Here is an 18,076-nt window from a genome sequence, read left to right as displayed (position 1 = left end):
GGCAGGGTGTCGTCATGGACGAGCGTAGTCCCGGGATGAGAGGGAACCTCACGCCAATGGACCGTCGCACTGCGGTCCTTCGGCTCAATCCGGGGGTTCTCGTGAACCGTATCACAAACTATTTGATGAGGTCTTTACCTGGAGGATGTGCTCGGTGTCACACATGAGAGTGAACGTGCGCGTCTGTGCAAAATCACGGTCGGTTTGTCTGGTATAGGGGCGCTTCGTTCCCCCATGACTTGGCAATGCTCTAGTCAGATTCTTACCTTGGCCGCGCTCTTACCCGGGCCGTCAGCGCGACGTTCCGGCTTTCCGCCGGTCCAGGAAGCGCGAACGGGCGCCGATGGCGGTCGCGCCGTTGACCCCGGCCACACCGGCGACGACCGGAGTGCGCGGCTCCTCCTCGGGCCGGCCGTCGGCCCCGGCGTCGGCCGACGCCTCGACAGCGGTCTGCGGCGTGGTGGCCGCGGGCTCGGCAACGACCGCGCCCCGGCGGTAGCGCGGCGGCACGAAGGCCTCCGCCCAGCGCGGGGCGCGTGGGGTGAAGCGTGGGAGCAGCAGCAGGACCAGGCCGATGGCGCTGAGGAACACCACGCCCAGCACGATCCACATGGACGCCGAGTTCACGGAGTAGGCGAGCGCGCCGAAGGCGATCAGCGCCGACCAGAAGTACATGATCAGCACCGCGCGGCTGTGCGAGTGGCCGATCTCCAGCAGGCGGTGGTGCAGGTGGCCGCGGTCGGCAGCGAACGGCGACTGGCCCCGCCAGGTGCGGCGGACGATGGCCAGTACCAGGTCGGCGGCCGGGATCGCGATGATCGTCAGGGGCAGCAGCAGCGGGATGTAGACCGGCACCGTCTGGTGCACGGCCTCCTTCTCGGAGCCGGCGAACAGCTTCAGTGCGTCCGGGTCGACCTGTCCCGTGATGGAAATCGCGCCCGCGGCCAGCACCAGGCCGATCAGCATCGAGCCGGAGTCGCCCATGAAGATCCGCGCCGGGTGCATGTTGTGCGGCAGGAAGCCCAGGCACATGCCCATCAGGATCGCCGAGAACAGCGTGGCGGGGGCGGCGGCCTCGATGCCGTACGACACCCAGACCCGGTAGGCGTAGAGGAAGAACGCGGCCGAGGCGATGCACACCATGCCGGCCGCGAGGCCGTCCAGGCCGTCGACGAAGTTGACCGCGTTGATGGTGATGACGACCAGGGCGACCGTCAGCAGGGTGCCCTGCCACTGGGTCAGCGCGACCGAGCCGAAGCCGGGGATGGGCAGCCACAGGATCGTCAGGCCCTGCATGACCATGACGCCGGCGGCGATCATCTGGCCGCCCAGCTTGATCAGGGCGTCGATCTCGAATTTGTCGTCCAGGACGCCGATCAGCCAGATGAGCGCCGCTCCGGAGAGCAGCGCCCGAGGTTCGTTGGACTTCTCGAAGACCGCACTGAGGTTGGTGAGGTGGTCGGCGACCAGCAGGCCCGCGCACAGGCCGAAGAACATCGCGATCCCGCCGAGCCGCGGAGTGGGTTCCCGGTGCACGTCGCGTGCCCGGATCTCCGGCATCGCTCCGGCCACGATCGCGAACTTACGCACCGGCCCTGTCAGCAGATACGTCACCGCGGCCGTGATGCAGAGCGTCAGCAGGTATTCACGCACAGGCTTCCCCACAAGTCTCGCTGGCCATCTCAGCCCCACACCCTAGCGACGGACACATACGCGACGCATATGTGTGGGGACTTCCGGGTAGCGACGATGGTTGCACGCGTGGCTGTGTGCCCAGGTGCGTCTACCCCGCCTCAGCCGGGATACGGGGGAAATCTACCGGCCAGCTCCCGCACTTCTTCACGAGCCTTCTGACTTTCGGTCTCTCCGCGCAGCACACCCGCCAGCAGCGCGGCGAGCCACACCATCTCCTCCTCCCCCATGCCTTGGGTGGTCACGGCCGCCGTGCCGAGGCGCAGGCCACGGGCGTCGCCGTGCGGCAGCGCACAGCAGTCCAGCACGATCCCGGCCGCTGCGAGCCGCCCGCGCGCGGCACGGCCGTCGACGCCGAGCGGGGCCGGGTCTGCGGTGATGAGGTGGGTGTCGGTCCCGCCCGTGGTGACGACCAGCCCCTCCGCGGCCAGCCCGGCCGCCAGGACCCTCGCATTGGCGACCACCTGATGGGCGTACGCCGTGAACGCCGGCGTTGCCGCCTCGCCGAACGCGACGGCCTTGGCGGCGATGGTGTGCATCTGCGCGCCGCCCTGGGTGAACGGGAACACGGCGCGGTCGACCCGCTCGGCGAGGTCCGAGCCGCACAGGATCATGCCGCCGCGGGGCCCGCGCAGCACCTTGTGCGTAGTGGCGCACACCACATCGGCGTACGGCACCGGACTCGGCGCCGCTCCCCCGGCGACGAGCCCCATCGGGTGGGCGGCGTCGGCGATGAGATACGCGCCCACCTCGTCCGCGATGTCACGGAAGAGGGCGTAGTCGATGTGGCGCGGGTAGGCGATGGACCCGCAGACGACGGCCTTGGGCCGATGGTTGCGGGCGAGCGTGCGCACCTGGTCGTAGTCGATGAGCCCGGTCTCGGCGTCCACCCCGTATCCCACGAAGTCGAACCAGCGCCCGGAGAAGTTGGCGGGCGAGCCGTGCGTGAGGTGTCCGCCGTACGGCAGCCCGAGGGCGAGCACGGTGTCACCGGGGCGCAGCAGGGCGGCGTACGCGGCGAGGACGGCCGAAGACCCCGAGTGCGACTGCACGTTGGCGTGTTCGGCCCCGAACAGCAGCTTGGCCCGCTCCACGGCGAGCCGTTCGGCGACGTCGACCATCTCGCAGCCGCCGTGGTACCGGGCGCCCGGATAGCCCTCGGCGTACTTGTTGGCGAGCGGCGACCCGAGAGCCGCCAGCACCGCGGGCGAGGTGAAGTTCTCGGCGGCGATGAGCTGAAGCGTCGTCGACTGCCGGTCGAGCTCCCCGAGCAGGATGTCGGCGAGCTGCGGGTCCTGGCGGCGCAGGACATCGGCCTCGAGGGCGTGGGCAACCGTCATGGTGGGCTCCGGGCGTGCGTCGACGGTGACGTACGTCCAATGTAGGCCCGGGGCGGCAGGGACGCCTGGTTGTTACGCCCTCGCGGGTACTCCGGTGAGCGCTGTGACGACCGGATCCAGCGCCTCGTGTATCTCGTCCCCCACCGACCGGAAGAACGGCAGCGGCGCCCCGTACGGGTCGTACACCTCGTCCGCCTCCGCCGTCGGCGCAAGCAGCCACCCGCGTAGAGCCGCCGCAGCGCGCACCAGCGCACGTGCGCGCATGACCACGCCCTCCTCCAGGGGAGGCAGCGTCGCGGGGTCTATCGCCTTCACCAGGCGGGTGAACTCCTTGAGGGTGAAGGTGCGCAGGCCCGCCGAATGGCCCATGGAGATGACCTGGGCGCGGTGGTCGCGGGTGGCCGTCAGGACCAGGTCGGCGCGGATGACGTGCTCGTCGAGGAGCTCGCGGCCGACGAAGCCGGCGGCGTCCGCGCCGTAGTCGGCGAGGACCGTCTCCGCGTTGGCCTCCATGGGCGCGCCCTCATGGCCCCAGGTGCCCGCGCTCTCCACGATCAGCCCGCCGCCGAGCACACCGAGCCGCTGCGCCACGAAATGACGGGTCAGCCGCTCGGTGATCGGTGAGCGGCACACATTTCCGGTGCTGACGTGGAGGATGCGGAAGCTGTCGCGCGGAAGCCCGACGAACGTCGTCGTGATCTCCGCGGCACGTTCCCCGTTGCCTATGCCACGCCCCGCCTCAGGGGCTGTCAATTCGCCACCTCGAGGTCGGGTACGACCTTCCGCAGCTCTTCCGCGGAGATGGCGCCCGCGCGCAGGAGAACGGGCACTTCGCCGGTGACGTCGACGATCGAGGACGGGACATTGCCGGGGGTCGGGCCGCCGTCCAGGTAGACGGAGACCGAGTCGCCGAGCATCTCCTGCGCGGCGTCGCAGTCCTCGGGAGCGGGGTGGCCCGTCAGGTTGGCCGACGACACCGCCATCGGGCCTACCTCCGTCAGCAGCTCGATGGCGACCGGGTGCAGTGGCATGCGCACGGCAACGGAGCCCCGGGTGTCGCCCAGGTCCCACTGCAGGGACGGCTGGTGCTTGGCGACGAGCGTCAGGGCGCCCGGCCAGAACGCGTCCACCAGCTCCCAGGCCAGCTCGGAGAAGTCGGTGACGAGACCATGGAGCGTGTTCGGGGAGCCGATCAGCACAGGGGTGGGCATGGTGCGGCCCCGCCCCTTGGCCTCCAGCAGGTCGCCCACGGCCTCCTTGGAGAACGCGTCGGCGCCGATGCCGTACACCGTGTCGGTCGGGAGGACCACGAGCTCGCCACGGCGGACGGCGGACGCGGCTTCGCGCAGACCGGTCGTGCGGTCGGTCGCGTCGTTGGTGTCGTATCGCCGTGCCATATCTAGCGGGCCTCCTCGTACACGTACTTCGGGAAAAGACTCTGGGGGGTGGTCACGGCAGCGCCTTGCGGGCGGTCGCGAACCTCGGGCGGTTGTTGAGGTCGGGGTGGTCGGCCGCGTCGGCCCAGCCCCGTTCCTCGGTGAAGATCCACGGCACCTGGCCGCCCTGGGTGTCGGCGTGCTCGATGACGACGACGCCGCCGGGGCGCAGGAGCCGGTGTGCGGTCCGTTCCAGACCGCGGATGAGGTCGAGGCCGTCCTCCCCTGAGAACAGGGCGAGTTCGGGATCGTAGTCCCGCGCCTCGGGAGCGACGTACTCCCATTCGGTGAGCGGGATGTAGGGCGGGTTGGAGATGACCAGGTCGACCTGGCCGTCGAGGTCGGGGAAGGCGTCCAGGGCGTTGCCCTGGCGCAGGTCGACCCTGGACCCCGCCACGTTCTTGCGCGTCCACTGCAGGGCGTCCTCGGACAGCTCCACGGCGTGCACGCGCGAGCGCGGGACCTCCTGGGCGAGGGCGAGCGCGATGGCGCCGGAGCCCGTGCACAGATCGACGATGCAGGGCTCGACGACGTCCATCGCGCGCACGGCGTCTATGGCCCACCCGACCACCGACTCGGTCTCGGGGCGGGGCACGAACACACCCGGCCCCACCTGGAGTTCGAGGTACCGGAAGTAGGCCCGCCCGGTGATGTGCTGCAGCGGCTCGCGCTGCTCACGGCGGGCGATGACCTCCCAGTACCGGGCGTCGAAGTCCGAGTCCTTCACGGAGTGCAGCTCGCCCCGCTTCACGCCGTGCACGAACGCGGCGAGCTCCTCCGCGTCGTTGCGCGGCGAGGGCACGCCGGCGTCGGCCAGCCGCTGGGTGGCCTGGGCCACCTCCGCGAGCAGCACGCTGCGGGGGCTTGGGGATCGCCCCCCAATGAATTGCTGCACGCAAGTCCTCCGGTCGTACTCGTACGTGCCTTACGCGGCCGCGAGCTTGGCGGCCGAGTCCGCGTCGACGCAGGCCTGGATCAACGAGTCGAGGTCGCCGTCCAGGACCTGGTCCAGGTTGTACGCCTTGAAGCCGACGCGGTGGTCCGAGATGCGATTCTCCGGGAAGTTGTAGGTGCGGATCTTCTCGGAGCGGTCGACCGTGCGGACCTGGCTGCGGCGGGCGTCGGCGGCCTCCTTCTCGGCCTCCTCCTGCGCCGCTGCGAGCAGCCTGGAGCGCAGGATACGCATAGCCTGCTCCTTGTTCTGCAGCTGGCTCTTCTCGTTCTGGCAGGAGGCCACGACTCCGGTGGGAATGTGCGTGATGCGCACGGCGGAGTCGGTGGTGTTGACGGACTGACCACCCGGGCCGGACGACCGGTACACGTCGATCCGCAGGTCGTTCGGGTTGATCTCGACGTCGATCTCCTCGGCCTCGGGCGTGACCAGCACACCGGCCGCGGAGGTGTGGATACGGCCCTGGGACTCGGTCGCCGGCACGCGCTGCACGCGGTGCACACCGCCCTCGTACTTCAGCCGCGCCCACACGCCCTGCCCGGGCTCGGTGGCGCCCTGGCCGCCCTTGGTCTTCACGGCCACCTGGACGTCCTTGTAGCCGCCGAGCTCGGACTCGGTGGAGTCGATGATCTCGGTCTTCCAGCCGACGCGCTCGGCGTAGCGCAGGTACATGCGCAGCAGGTCGCCGGCGAACAGCGCCGACTCGTCGCCGCCCGCGCCCGCCTTGATCTCGAGGATGACGTCCTTGTCGTCGCTGGGGTCACGCGGGACGAGCAGCAGGCGGAGCTTCTCCGTCAGCTCCTCGCGCTGCTTGTCCAGCTCCTTGACCTCGGCGGCGAACTCCGGGTCGTCGGCGGCGAACTCACGCGCGGTCTCGATGTCGTCGCCGGTCTGCTTCCAGGAGCGGTACGTGGCGACGATCGGGGTGAGCTCGGCATAGCGCTTGTTCAGCTTGCGCGCGTTCGCCTGGTCGGCGTGGACCGACGGGTCGGCGAGCTTCGTCTCCAGGTCGGCGTGCTCAACGACCAGGTCCTCGACGGCCTCGAACATCTTGGGCTCCTGTGTATGCGTGGGTGAAGGGCGGGCGACCAAAAACGCCGGTCCCGGCACGAGCTCCTCCCTGAAGGAAGGGCACGCGGACCGTGGACCGGCGAATTGGAGCTCGCTACTTCTTGGAGCCGGCAGTTGCCTTGCCGAAGCGGGCCTCGAAGCGGGCCACACGGCCACCGGTGTCGAGGATCTTCTGCTTGCCCGTGTAGAACGGGTGGCACTCGGAGCAGACCTCGGCGCGGATGGTGCCGCTCTCGATCGTGCTACGGGTGGTGAACGACGCGCCACAGGTGCAGCTGACCTGCGTCTCGACGTACTCGGGGTGGATGTCGCGCTTCAAGGTGTCTCCTAGTTTCGGGAGGGCGCCGGGTCGCAGCCGCGGGGTGCGGGAGCGTGAACCGGAGCCGACGTACCAGTCTGCCAGGACTGGGGCCATCCCCCAAAACCGGGGGTTGCTGTTGTTTGTTCCCTGCGGGCCGGTGGGGGCTTGTCGCGCCCACGCGGCGGAGCCGCAAATCGATACAGCCCCGCGCCCCTTAAGGGGCGCTCACCACGCCCTTGGCATCGCCTGTGGCCGTGTCCTTTGTCGCCGACTTCGGGATCGGCTTGTCGTTCTTCAGGGCGTCCCACACCAGCTGGGACTTCTTCTTCTCCACGATCACCCGGTTCGGGTCCGCCGGGTCGTACTGGACCGGCATCGTGACCATGGTCATGTTCTTGGAATTGATGCCCTTGAGGCCGTTCGCGAAGGACATGAGCTTGTTGACCGAGCCGAGGTCGGAGTCGGTCGTGACGGCCTCGGTCGCGGTGGTGGCCAGGTCGATGAGCTTCTTCGGGTTGCCGAAGAGGTTGATGCCCTTGACCTGGTTGATCAGCGCCTTGATGAAGGCCTGCTGGAGCTGGATGCGGCCGAGGTCGGAGCCGTCGCCCACGCCGTGCCGGGTACGGACCAGGCCGAGGGCCTGCTTGCCGGTGAGCTGGTGGGTGCCGGCCTTGAGGTTGAGGTGGCTGTCGGGGTCGTTGATGTTCTTGGTGGTGGTGACCTCGACGCCGCCGAGCTCGTCGATGAGCTTCTGGAAGCCGGAGAAGTCGACCTCCAGATAGTGGTCCATGCGGATGCCGCTGATGGACTCGACGGTCTTCACGGCGCAGGCCGCGCCGCCCGTGGAGTACGACTCGTTGAACATCACGCCGGACGCCGCGTCGTGTGTGTCGCCGTTGGTGTCGGTGCACCGGGGGCGGTCGATGAGGGTGTCGCGCGGGATGGAGACCACGCTGGCCTTCTTGTGGCCCTCGTAGACGTGCACGATCATCGCCGTGTCGGAGCGGGCGCTGCCGTCGTCGGCGCCGCCGCCGAGCTTCTTGTTGCTGCCGGAGCGGGTGTCGGAGCCGAGGACGAGGATGTTCTCCGAGCCGTTGTCGACCTTCTCCGGCCGCTCGGTGCCGAGGGCCTGGTCGATGTCGACGCTCTTGAGGTTGCCGTTGAGCTTGAAGTACAGGTAGCCGGCTCCGGTGCCGCCCAGGACCACGATCCCGGCGGCCGTCCAGGCCGTGATCAGCAGGCCCTTGCGCTTGTCACGAGGCTTGCGGCGGCGGCCCTTGGCGCGGTGGCGCGAACCTGTGCTGCCGGTCTCACCCGGTATGCCGGGCTCCGGCGTGCTCTCGGCTGACATGTGCTCCTCGGTTCTCGTCCGGTCGGTTACCCCCTGCTTTCAGGGTCAGGCGTGGCCATTTGGCCCGTACCACACCATCGTGACCCCGTCCGGTCAGACGGGGAAACTCGGAGAAGGGTTGCACAACGGACCGTGCCCACCGCCGAGGAGCGGTGGGCACGGTCCTTGCTCGGTGATACCGGGTATGCCGGTCTCACCTGTGGTTTCAGCCGAAGATGTCGTACTGCTTGAAGTCCGTGCCGACCGAGATCCTTGTGGCGAAGATCTCGCTGGTGGCCTTTCCGGTGCCCTTGTACAGGTAGAGCGTGCCGCCGGGCGTACGGGCCAGGAAGTCCGCCCTGCCGTCGCCGCTGATGTCGCCGACCGCGTCGAAGGCGTTGTACGTCGTGCTGCTCCACGTACGCACCTTGATCCGCGACGAGAACGCACCCGTGCCGGACTTGCCGGTGCCCTTGTACAGGTACACGTAGCCGGTGCTCTTGGCCCGCGCGATCAGGTCCGTCTTGCCGTCGCCGGTGAAGTCGCCGTGGGCGCGCAGGGAGTTGTACTGGTTCCAGCCATAGCCGACCTTCACGCGGGTGGCGAAATAGCCGTTGCCCTTGCCCGGGTAGATCCACAGGTAGCCGGCGGAGTCGACCGAGAGCAGGTCGGGCAGGTAGTCGCCGGTGACATCGCCGGGGGTGACGATGCGGGTGCGGCTGGCCCAGTTGTCGGCGATCTTCCTCGTCGACCAGCTGTTGGTGGAGGGCACGTAGTGCGTCCAGAACAGGTCGCCGTCGGAGCTGCGCCGGTAGACCAGGTCCTGGTAGCCGTCCCGGTCGAGGTCGGTCTGCAGGACGACGTTCACGCCGCTCCAGTTGCCCCAGGACACGCGCGCCGCGAACGAGCTGCCGTTGGAGTTTTTCGAGTAGCCGGTCTTCGTGGAGGAGTTGCGCACCCACAGGTCGGCCTTGTGGTCACCGCTGATGTTGGTGTCGTCGACCCGCGGGTAGGCGGCACCGACATAGCTTCTGACCTTGGAGAACACGCTGTACGCGCCCTCGGCGACGCAGTCCTGGACACCCCAGGAGACGACACCGACGATCCGGTTGTTCACCACCAGCGGCCCGCCGGAGTCACCGTTGCAGGCGGAGGTGGTGCCGCTGTCGCTGCCGCTGGCCGGCGGGCCCGCGCAGACCATGTGGCCCTTGATGAACTCGGTGCCGTAGTAGCCGGTGCAGGTGGTGTCGGACTGGATGGGCAGCGTGGCCGTCTTCAGCGTCTCGGAGACGTCCTGGCTGGTGGAGCTGGTCCGGCCCCAGCCGTAGACCTTGGCGCTCGTCCCGGCGGCGTACGAGGCGGTGTCGCCGGACGTCGTCATGCGGATCGGCGTCGCCTTGACCGAATTGGCCAGCGTGACGACGGCGATGTCGTTGTCGATCGTCGTCGAGCTGTACGACGGGTGGTTCCACTGCCGGTGCGGCAGGCTGACGGTGCCGCCGTGCAGGTCGGTGTTGCCGGCGTCGTCGGTGGTCGGCAGCTGGGCGGTGCCGGTGACGACGGCGCCGTAGTTGTACCAGTCGTAGCCCTTGACGCAGTGCGCGGCGGTGAGGATCTTCGTCGGCGCGACGACGGCGCCACCGCAGAAGAACCCGAGGTCGTCGGCCTCGTCGGCGGTGCCCTGGTCGTCGTAGTACCAGAGCTGCGCCATCCACGGCGCCGAGGTGATGGTGGTCTCGGTGCCACCGATGACCATGGGACTCACGGTGGAGTCACCGGAGGAGCTGCTGGTGCTCGTGCTGTACGACGACTTCGCGGCCGTCTCCCCCGCGGTGTCGTCCCCGGCGACGGCACCCGCGACGCGCCGCTCCAGCTCGGCGAGCGAGGCCGAACTGGTGGCGGGCTTGACGGTGGGCGTCGGCGCGGCGGTGGCGGCCCCCGCGGACGAGGTCAGCAGCGCGGCGGCAACGGCCGCGGCGACGCCGGCGGCGGCGATGGGCAGCCCGAAACGAATCCGGCGTCTGTGACGACCGCTGCCGGACAGGGTGGTGGTCAAGAAGGTCCCCCCAGAGACACAAGAGTAGGAAGGGGCGCACAGATGCGCCCGTCCCTATCAGCGCCAAAAGGCCGCTCCCCGTCACTGTTTGACGGGGAGCGGCCTATTTGAGACCTACTGGGAGCGCTAGTGCTTAGTCGCCGTTCCCAGGCGTCGGCGTCGTCTTCTGAATCTGCATCAGGAACTCGGCGTTCGACTTCGTCTGCTTCATCTTGTCGAGAAGCAGCTCGACCGCCTGCTGCTGGTCGAGCGCGTGCAGCACCCGGCGCAGCTTCCAGACGATGGCGAGCTCGTCGCTGGCAAGCAGGATCTCTTCCTTACGCGTACCGGACGCGTCCACGTCCACCGCGGGGAAGATCCGCTTGTCCGCGAGCTTCCGGTCGAGCTTCAGCTCGGCGTTGCCCGTGCCCTTGAACTCCTCGAAGATCACCTCGTCCATGCGGGACCCGGTGTCGACGAGAGCCGTCGCCAGGATGGTGAGCGAGCCACCGTCCTCGATGTTGCGCGCGGCACCGAAGAAGCGCTTCGGCGGGTACAGCGCGGTCGAGTCGACACCACCGGACAGGATGCGGCCGGAGGCGGGGGCGGCGAGGTTGTAGGCACGGCCCAGACGCGTGATGGAGTCCAGCAGGACAACCACGTCGTGGCCCAGCTCGACGAGCCGCTTCGCACGCTCGATGGCGAGCTCCGCGACCGTCGTGTGGTCCTCGGCCGGGCGGTCGAAGGTCGAGGAGATGACCTCGCCCTTGACCGACCGCTGCATGTCGGTGACCTCTTCCGGACGCTCGTCGACCAGGACGACCATCAGGTGGCACTCGGGGTTGTTGTGCGTGATCGCGTTGGCGATCGCCTGCATGATCATGGTCTTGCCGGTCTTCGGCGGGGCCACGATCAGACCGCGCTGGCCCTTACCGATCGGCGACACAAGGTCGATGATGCGGGTGGTCAGCACGCCCGGGTCGGTCTCCAGACGGAGCCGGTCCTGCGGGTACAGCGGGGTGAGCTTGTTGAACTCCGGGCGGCCACGGCCGTGTTCGGGCGCCATGCCGTTGACGGAGTCGAGACGGACCAGCGCGTTGAACTTCTCGCGCCGCTCGCCTTCCTTGGGCTGACGGACCGCACCGGTGATGTGGTCGCCCTTGCGCAGGCCGTTCTTGCGGACCTGGGCGAGGGAGACGTACACGTCGTTCGGACCGGGCAGGTAGCCCGACGTACGGATGAAGGCGTAGTTGTCGAGGATGTCCAGGATGCCCGCGACGGGGATCAGGACGTCGTCCTCGTTGATCTGCGGCTCCGCGCTGCCCATCTCGTCGCGGCCACGACGGCCCCGGCGGTCGCGGTAACGACCGCGACGGCCACGGCGGCCGCCCTCGAAGTCGTCGTCGTCCTGCTGCTGGCGGTCGCGGTCACGGTCCTGACGGCCGCCGCCCTGCTGCTGGCTCTGCTGCTGACCGCGGTCCTGACGGCCGCCGCCCTGCTGGTCGTCGCCCTTGCGGCGGTCACCGCGGTCACCGCGGTCCCGGTCCCGACCGCGCTCACGGCGGTCGCGACGGCGGCCCTCGCCGCCCTCACCGGCGTCGCCCTGCTGGGCCTGCGACTGCGCGGGCGTCTCGGCCTTCGGCTCGCTCTTCGCCTCGGCCGCGACCGTCTCGGGGGCGGACGCGGGGGCTCCGGCGTCGGCGGTGGCGCGGCGACGCCGACGCTCGGCCGGGGCGTCCTCTCCCCCACGCTCGGCTTCGCTCGCGCGGGAGGGGCCCCCAGCCGGCTGGCCGGGAATCTCGATCTGCTGCTGGGCCACGGCCTTCTCGGCGGGGGCCGCAGCCGCCTTCTCCGCCTTCTTCTCGGCGTCTTCGCCGGTACGAGCCTTGGAGGTGGCGCGGCGCTTGGGCTTGGTCTCGGTGGCGGCCTCCTCCTTGGGAGCCGCGGCACCTCCCCCGGCCTGCGCCTCCTTGATGACCTCGATCAGCTGGCTCTTGCGCATGCGCGCGGTGCCCCTGATGCCGAGGCCGGATGCGACCTGCTGCAGCTCGGCCAGCACCATGCCCTCGAGGCCGGTACCGCGGCGCCGCCGGGAGCCGGCACCGCTGGCAGGCGCGGAGGCGTCCGTGGCGGGCGCGGCAGCGGTCTCCTCGACACGTGCGCCCATCAGATCGGTGGTGTCGCTCACGAAGGGTCCTTCCCTGGAGCGGACGTCGGCCTGTCTGGCTCGGCGACCGGTTGTGCTGTCCGGCTTCGGTCCTTGGTGTGTGGACCGTGCCGGGGCGGTGTTCCGCCGAAGCGGCGGAGGAAATATCTGGTGATGGCGCTTCCCAGAGCTGTGGCACTCAGTGTCTGTGTCACTCGGCTCGGTCGCGCCGGTTCCGGAGCGTGCCCGGCAAGTCGCTCAATGCCCGCGTACGAGGTACTGCCCGCGTACGTCGTACGGAACACAGTGCGGCTTGGGAGGCTCCCGGAAGAATGTCTGTCCCGGACGGGGACAACAAGCACCTCGCCATGGTGGGGTCGGGTGCAGACTTGAGATTAACACTACCGGATCCAACAAACATTCCCCCTCTCGAAATCCGGCAACCGTGTGTCAGGTCGCAAGCGGCAGCACGCTCGCTCCCTGGGCGTCCAGCTCGAGCCGGTTCGCGGCCCAGCCGTCGCCTGCCAGATGGGCCACCTTGTCGGCGTTGTCGGCGTCGACCAACGCCAGAACGGTGGGGCCCGCGCCGGAAATGACTGCCGGGACGCCGTCGGCCCGCAGCCGCTCCACCAGCGCCGCGCTCTCCGGCATCGCGGGCGCACGATATTCCTGGTGGAGGCGGTCCTCGGTGGCGGGCAGCAGCAGCTCGGGGCGCCTGGTCAGGGCCTCGACGAGTAGGGCTGCACGGCCCGCGTTGGTGGCGGCGTCGACGTGCGGCACGGTGCGCGGGAGCAGGCCGCGCGCGGTCTCGGTGAGGACCGGCTTTCCGGGCACGAAAACCACCGGAACGATGGAATCGGCGGGATCCATCCTGATCGCCCGCGCGGCACCGGCCTCCATCCAGGAGAGGGTGAATCCGCCGAGCAGACAGGCCGCCACGTTGTCGGGGTGGCCCTCGATCTCGGTGGCGAGCTCCAGGAGGGCCGTGTCGTCGAGCTTGGCCTCGCCGCCTATGGTCACGGCGCGCGCGGCGACGATGCCGGCGCAGATGGCGGCCGAGGACGATCCCAGGCCCCGGCCGTGCGGGATACGGTTGGCGCAGACGATCTCCAGGCCGCGCGGCTGGCCGCCCAGCAGGTCGAAGGCGGTGCGCAGGGATCGTACAAGAAGGTGCTTTTCGTCACGCGGCAGCGTCTCGCTGCCCTCACCCGCGATGTCGATGTGCAGCCCGGAGTCGGCCACCCGGACGACCACGTCGTCGTAGAGCCCCAGCGACAGGCCGAGGGCGTCGAAGCCCGGGCCGAGGTTGGCGCTGGTGGCGGGGACGCGCACCCGGACGGCGGCGGCGCGGAAGGCTGGACCGGCCATCGCTCGATGACTCTCCTTGAGCTGCGTGATTGTCGAAGACATTCGATGACGACATTCGATGACGTACGAAGACCCCTGGGGCCGCTTCCGGGCCGCGGAGACGGCGCGGCACCGCACCCCATGCGGAGGCATATGCGGCGGGCGGGTTCAGTACAGCCTATCGAAGGTGGGTTCTGTGGCGACATAGGGCGCACAGGAGGCGCACGATGCGTGTCGTATGCCCCCTGTGCACCCCCCGTAGGGAAGTTCCCCAGGTAAGCGCCCTCTTACGCGCGGACACGAGCCCCGTACGACGGGTTCGGGCGCCGCTACGACGGGGTGTGGCCCCGCTTACGCCAGTCCGAGCCGCTCGGCCGCCGTCGCCGCGTCGACCGGGACGGTGACAGGCTGCGGGGCGCCTGCGACGGCCCAGTCGGGGTCCTTGAGGCCGTTGCCGGTGACGGTGCACACGATCGTCTGGCCCGGGTCGACCTTGCCCTGCTCGGCGGCCTTCAGCAGACCGGCGACCGACGCGGCGGACGCGGGCTCCACGAAGACGCCCTCCTGCGCGGCCAACAGCCGGTAGGCGCGCAGGATTTCACGGTCCGTCACCTCGTCGATGAAGCCGCCGGACTCGTCCCGCGCGGCAAGCGCGTACTGCCACGAGGCCGGGTTGCCGATGCGGATGGCGGTGGCGATGGTCGACGGGTCCTTGACGACCTCGCCGCGCACGATGGGCGCGGAGCCGGAAGCCTGGAAACCCCACATGCGCGGGGTCTGCTTCGAGACACCGTCGGCGGCGTACTCGGTGTAGCCCTTCCAGTACGCGGTGATGTTGCCCGCGTTGCCCACCGGCAGGACGTGGATGTCGGGGGCGTCGCCCAGCATGTCCACGATCTCGAAGGCGGCCGTCTTCTGCCCCTCGATACGCACCGGGTTGACCGAATTGACCAGTGCCACGGGGTAGTTGTCGCTCAGGTCACGGGCGAGCGTGAGGCAGTCGTCGAAGTTGCCGTCGACCTGGAGGATCTTCGCGCCGTGCACGAGGGCCTGGCCCATCTTGCCGAGCGCGATCTTGCCCTGCGGCACGAGAACGGCCGAAACCATTCCCGCGCGCACGGCGTAGGCGGCGGCAGAGGCGGAGGTGTTACCGGTGGAGGCACAGATAACAGCCTTGGCCCCCTCCTCCTTGGCCTTGCTGATGGCCATGGTCATGCCGCGGTCCTTGAAGGACCCGGTCGGGTTCGCACCCTCCACCTTGAGGTGGACCTCGCAGCCCGTGCGCTCGGAGAGCACCTGCGCGGGCACGAGGGGCGTGCCGCCCTCGCGGAGCGTCACGACCGGCGTGGTGTCGGAGACGGGCAGCCGGTCCCGGTACTCCTCGATGATTCCGCGCCACTGGTGGGTCATTGCTGGTTACTCTCCTTCAACCCGCATGATGCTGGCGACACCCCGCACGGTGTCGAGCTTGCGCAGCGCCTCCACGGTCCCGGTGAGGGCCGCGTCGGACGCACGGTGGGTGACGACGACGAGAGAGGCCTCGCCGTCCTTGCCCTGCTGGCGAACCGTATCGATCGAGACTCCGTGCTCGGCGAACACGGTCGCCACCTGGGCGAGAACACCCGGTTTGTCCGCCACATCGAGGCTGATGTGGTAGCGCGTGACGACGTCACCCATCGGCGACACGGTCAGGGCGGCATACGCCGACTCGCCGGGCCCCGTTGCCCCGCTGAGCCGGTTGCGGCAGACGGCGACGAGGTCGCCGAGTACGGCGGACGCGGTCGGGGAGCCGCCCGCGCCGGGGCCGTAGAACATGAGCTGGCCGGACGCGTCGGACTCCACGAACACGGCGTTGTACGCGCCGCGCACGGAGGCGAGCGGGTGGGTCAGCGGGATCATGGCGGGATGCACGCGCGCGGTGACGGAGGCGCCGTCCTCGGCCCGCTCGCAGATGGCGAGCAGCTTGATGGTGCAGCCCATGTTCTTCGCGGAGGCGAAGTCGGCCGCGGTCACCTCGGTCATGCCCTCGCGGTAGACGTCGTCGAGGCGCACGCGCGTGTGGAACGCGATTCCGGCGAGGATGGCGGCCTTGGCGGCGGCGTCGAAGCCCTCGATGTCGGCGGTCGGGTCGGCTTCGGCGTACCCCAGGGCGGTGGCCTCGTCGAGGGCCTCCTGATATCCGGCGCCGGTCGAGTCCATCTTGTCGAGGATGAAGTTCGTGGTGCCGTTGACGATGCCGAGGACCCGGTTGACCTTGTCGCCGGCGAGGGACTCGCGCAGCGGACGGATCAGCGGGATGGCACCGGCGACGGCGGCCTCGTAGTAGAGGTCCTTGTCGTTCGCTTCCGCCGCCGCGTGGAGAGCGGCGCCGTCCTGGGCGAGGAGCGCCTTGTTCGCCGACACGACCGACGCGCCGTACTCGAAGGCGGTGGTGATGAGGGTACGGGCGGGCTCGATGCCGCCGATGACCTCCACCACGACGTCGATGTCGCCGCGTTTGACGAGGGCGGTCGCGTCGGTGGTGATGAGCGAGGGGTCGATGCCCTCACGAACCTTGGAGGGCCGCCGTACGGCCACCCCCGCGAGCTCCACGGGAGCCCCGATCCTGGCGGCGAGGTCGTCGGCGTGCGTCGTCATGATGCGCGCCACCTCTGAGCCGACAACCCCACAGCCCAGCAGCGCCACCTTCAGCGGACGCGTACGCATCATCCGACCTCGTTTCCTCTTACCGTCTACGGTTGCACCAGTCTCACTCACCGGACGGGAGTTTCTGCCCTTCGTCCGGATCGTGAGACATCTATTTCATTTGTACAGGGGTGGAAGACAGGAGATCTTCCACCCCGGGTCTGTCCCGGGTCTGTCCCGGGTCCATTCGGGACTATCCGACGTCGAGACGCAGGAGGTCCTCCTCCGTCTCGCGCCGGACGATCACCCGGGCCTCACCGTCGTTCACGGCGACGACCGGCGGCCGGAGCACGTGGTTGTAGTTGCTGGCCATGGACCGGCAGTAGGCACCCGTCGCCGGTACGGCGATGAGGTCACCCGGTGCCAGGTCGGCGGGAAGGAACGCGTCCCTCACGACGATGTCCCCGCTCTCGCAGTGCTTGCCGACGACGCGGGCGAGCATGGACTCGGCGTCGCTCGTCCGGGACACGAGGGCGACGCTGTACTCGGCGTCGTACAGCGCCGTACGGATGTTGTCGGACATGCCGCCGTCGACGGAGACGTACGTGCGCAGCCCGTCGAGGGGCTTGATGGTGCCGACCTCGTAGAGCGTGAAGGCGGTCGGCCCGACGATGGCACGCCCCGGCTCGACGGAGATGCGCGGCGTGCGCAGCTTGGCGCCCTCGCACTCACGGGTGACGATCTCGGTGAGGGCCTTGGCGATCTCGTGCGGCTCGCGGGGGTCGTCGTCGCTGGTGTAGGCGATTCCGAGCCCGCCCCCGAGGTCGATCTCGGGCAGTTCGACCCCGTGCTCGTCACGAATGTCCTTCAGCAGCCCGACCACCCGGTGCGCGGCGACCTCGAACCCGGACATGTCGAAGATCTGCGACCCGATGTGGCTGTGGATCCCGATGAGCTCGAGCCCGTCCAGCTGAAGGGCCCGCCGCACAGCCTCGGCGGCCTGCCCGCCGGCGAGCGGAATACCGAACTTCTGGTCCTCATGGGCGGTGGCGATGAACTCGTGCGTGTGAGCTTCGACCCCGACGGTGATACGGATCTGGACGCGCTGCCGCTTGCCGAGGGACTGGGCGATGTGGGCGACGCGGACGATCTCCTGGAAGGAGTCGAGGACGATACGGCCGACGCCGGCGGTGATGGCCCGGGTGATCTCGTCGACGGACTTGTTGTTGCCGTGGAAGGCGATGCGGTCGGCGGGCATGCCGGCCGACAGGGCGGTGGCGAGCTCGCCCCCGGAGCACACATCCAGGTTGAGCCCTTCCTCGTGCAGCCACCGCACGACGGCACGGGACAGGAACGCCTTGCCGGCGTAGAAGACGTCGGCTTCGGACCCGAAGGCGCTGCGCCAGGCCCGTGCCCGGGCCCGGAAGTCGGCCTCGTCGAGGAAGTAGGCGGGGGTGCCGTGCTGTTCGGCGAGGGTCTTCACGTCGATGCCGCCGACGGTGACGGTTCCCTCGGCGTTGCGGGCAACGGTCTGGGCCCACACCTTCGGGTCGAGGGCGTTGAGGTCGGTGGGCGGGGCGGAGTAGTGCCCCTCGGGGAGGACGTCGGCGTGGCGGGGCCCGGCGGGGTGGGCGGAACGGCTCATGACTGTCGTGGGCTCTCTCAGAGGTGTTCGGGTGCGTCGATGCCGAGCAGGGAAAGGCCACCGGCCAGCACCGTCCCGGCGGCTTCGGCGAGAGCGAGCCGGGCACGGTGGGCGGCCGAGGGTTTCTCCGCACCGCGGGGGAGGACGGCGGGCAGG

Annotated in this window: 15 protein-coding genes; all 15 read right to left on the bottom strand. The window is 69.4% G+C overall.

Annotated elements, in window-relative coordinates; all coding sequences use genetic code 11:
- Window positions 1–291: 291 nt before the first annotated feature.
- A complete protein-coding gene (locus ADL12_RS34655) occupies window positions 292–1,653 on the bottom strand; it encodes an MraY family glycosyltransferase (RefSeq protein ID WP_062709736.1) in 1,362 nt (453 codons plus the stop codon).
- A gap of 140 nt (window positions 1,654–1,793) precedes the next feature.
- Complete coding sequence (locus ADL12_RS34650) at window positions 1,794–3,032, bottom strand: serine hydroxymethyltransferase (protein ID WP_062709733.1); 1,239 nt, start codon at window positions 3,030–3,032, stop codon at window positions 1,794–1,796.
- 72 nt (window positions 3,033–3,104) lie between these two features.
- A complete protein-coding gene (locus tag ADL12_RS34645; protein ID WP_062709731.1) occupies window positions 3,105–3,785 on the bottom strand; it encodes an arsenate reductase/protein-tyrosine-phosphatase family protein in 681 nt (226 codons plus the stop codon).
- A complete protein-coding gene (locus ADL12_RS34640) occupies window positions 3,782–4,429 on the bottom strand; it encodes an L-threonylcarbamoyladenylate synthase (protein ID WP_062709728.1) in 648 nt (215 codons plus the stop codon). Before ADL12_RS34640 ends, ADL12_RS34645 begins: the two co-directional genes overlap by 4 nt.
- Before the next feature lie 52 nt (window positions 4,430–4,481).
- Window positions 4,482–5,321, bottom strand: coding sequence for a peptide chain release factor N(5)-glutamine methyltransferase (gene prmC / locus ADL12_RS34635; protein WP_062709725.1), 840 nt, complete (start codon window positions 5,319–5,321; stop codon window positions 4,482–4,484).
- A gap of 72 nt (window positions 5,322–5,393) precedes the next feature.
- The gene (prfA, locus tag ADL12_RS34630; protein WP_062709723.1) at window positions 5,394–6,470 is read right to left on the bottom strand and encodes a peptide chain release factor 1; all 1,077 of its coding nucleotides are present in this window, start codon (window positions 6,468–6,470) and stop codon (window positions 5,394–5,396) included.
- Between the two features lie 115 nt (window positions 6,471–6,585).
- Complete coding sequence (gene rpmE / locus ADL12_RS34625) at window positions 6,586–6,810, bottom strand: 50S ribosomal protein L31 (RefSeq protein WP_062709720.1); 225 nt, start codon at window positions 6,808–6,810, stop codon at window positions 6,586–6,588.
- 196 nt (window positions 6,811–7,006) lie between these two features.
- Window positions 7,007–8,143, bottom strand: a complete 1,137-nt coding sequence (locus tag ADL12_RS34620) for an LCP family protein (protein WP_062709716.1) — start codon at window positions 8,141–8,143, stop codon at window positions 7,007–7,009.
- A 205-nt stretch (window positions 8,144–8,348) separates the two neighbouring features.
- Window positions 8,349–10,136 carry a trypsin-like serine protease gene (locus tag ADL12_RS34615; RefSeq protein WP_062709818.1) on the bottom strand — a complete coding sequence of 596 codons (1,788 nt, stop codon included), beginning with the start codon at window positions 10,134–10,136 and terminating at the stop codon, window positions 8,349–8,351.
- A gap of 175 nt (window positions 10,137–10,311) precedes the next feature.
- Complete coding sequence (gene rho / locus ADL12_RS34610; RefSeq protein ID WP_062709713.1) at window positions 10,312–12,345, bottom strand: transcription termination factor Rho; 2,034 nt, start codon at window positions 12,343–12,345, stop codon at window positions 10,312–10,314.
- A gap of 408 nt (window positions 12,346–12,753) precedes the next feature.
- Window positions 12,754–13,671, bottom strand: coding sequence for a homoserine kinase (thrB, locus tag ADL12_RS34605; RefSeq protein ID WP_062709711.1), 918 nt, complete (start codon window positions 13,669–13,671; stop codon window positions 12,754–12,756).
- Between the two features lie 330 nt (window positions 13,672–14,001).
- Complete coding sequence (gene thrC / locus ADL12_RS34600) at window positions 14,002–15,060, bottom strand: threonine synthase (protein WP_062709708.1); 1,059 nt, start codon at window positions 15,058–15,060, stop codon at window positions 14,002–14,004.
- A 6-nt stretch (window positions 15,061–15,066) separates the two neighbouring features.
- Window positions 15,067–16,359, bottom strand: coding sequence for a homoserine dehydrogenase (locus ADL12_RS34595; protein WP_062709705.1), 1,293 nt, complete (start codon window positions 16,357–16,359; stop codon window positions 15,067–15,069).
- Window positions 16,360–16,528: 169 nt separating this feature from the next.
- Window positions 16,529–17,920, bottom strand: a complete 1,392-nt coding sequence (lysA, locus tag ADL12_RS34590; RefSeq protein ID WP_062709703.1) for a diaminopimelate decarboxylase — start codon at window positions 17,918–17,920, stop codon at window positions 16,529–16,531.
- 17 nt (window positions 17,921–17,937) lie between these two features.
- Window positions 17,938–18,076: DALR anticodon-binding domain-containing protein (locus ADL12_RS51375; RefSeq protein ID WP_244188155.1), on the bottom strand; the 139-nt coding region annotated here is incomplete at its 5' end.

The organism is Streptomyces regalis, from assembly GCF_001509475.1.
Classification (GTDB): Bacteria; Actinomycetota; Actinomycetes; order Streptomycetales; family Streptomycetaceae; genus Streptomyces; species Streptomyces regalis.
The sequence above is the reverse complement of the archived record's forward strand: the minus strand, read 5'-3'. Positions and strand labels throughout refer to the sequence as shown.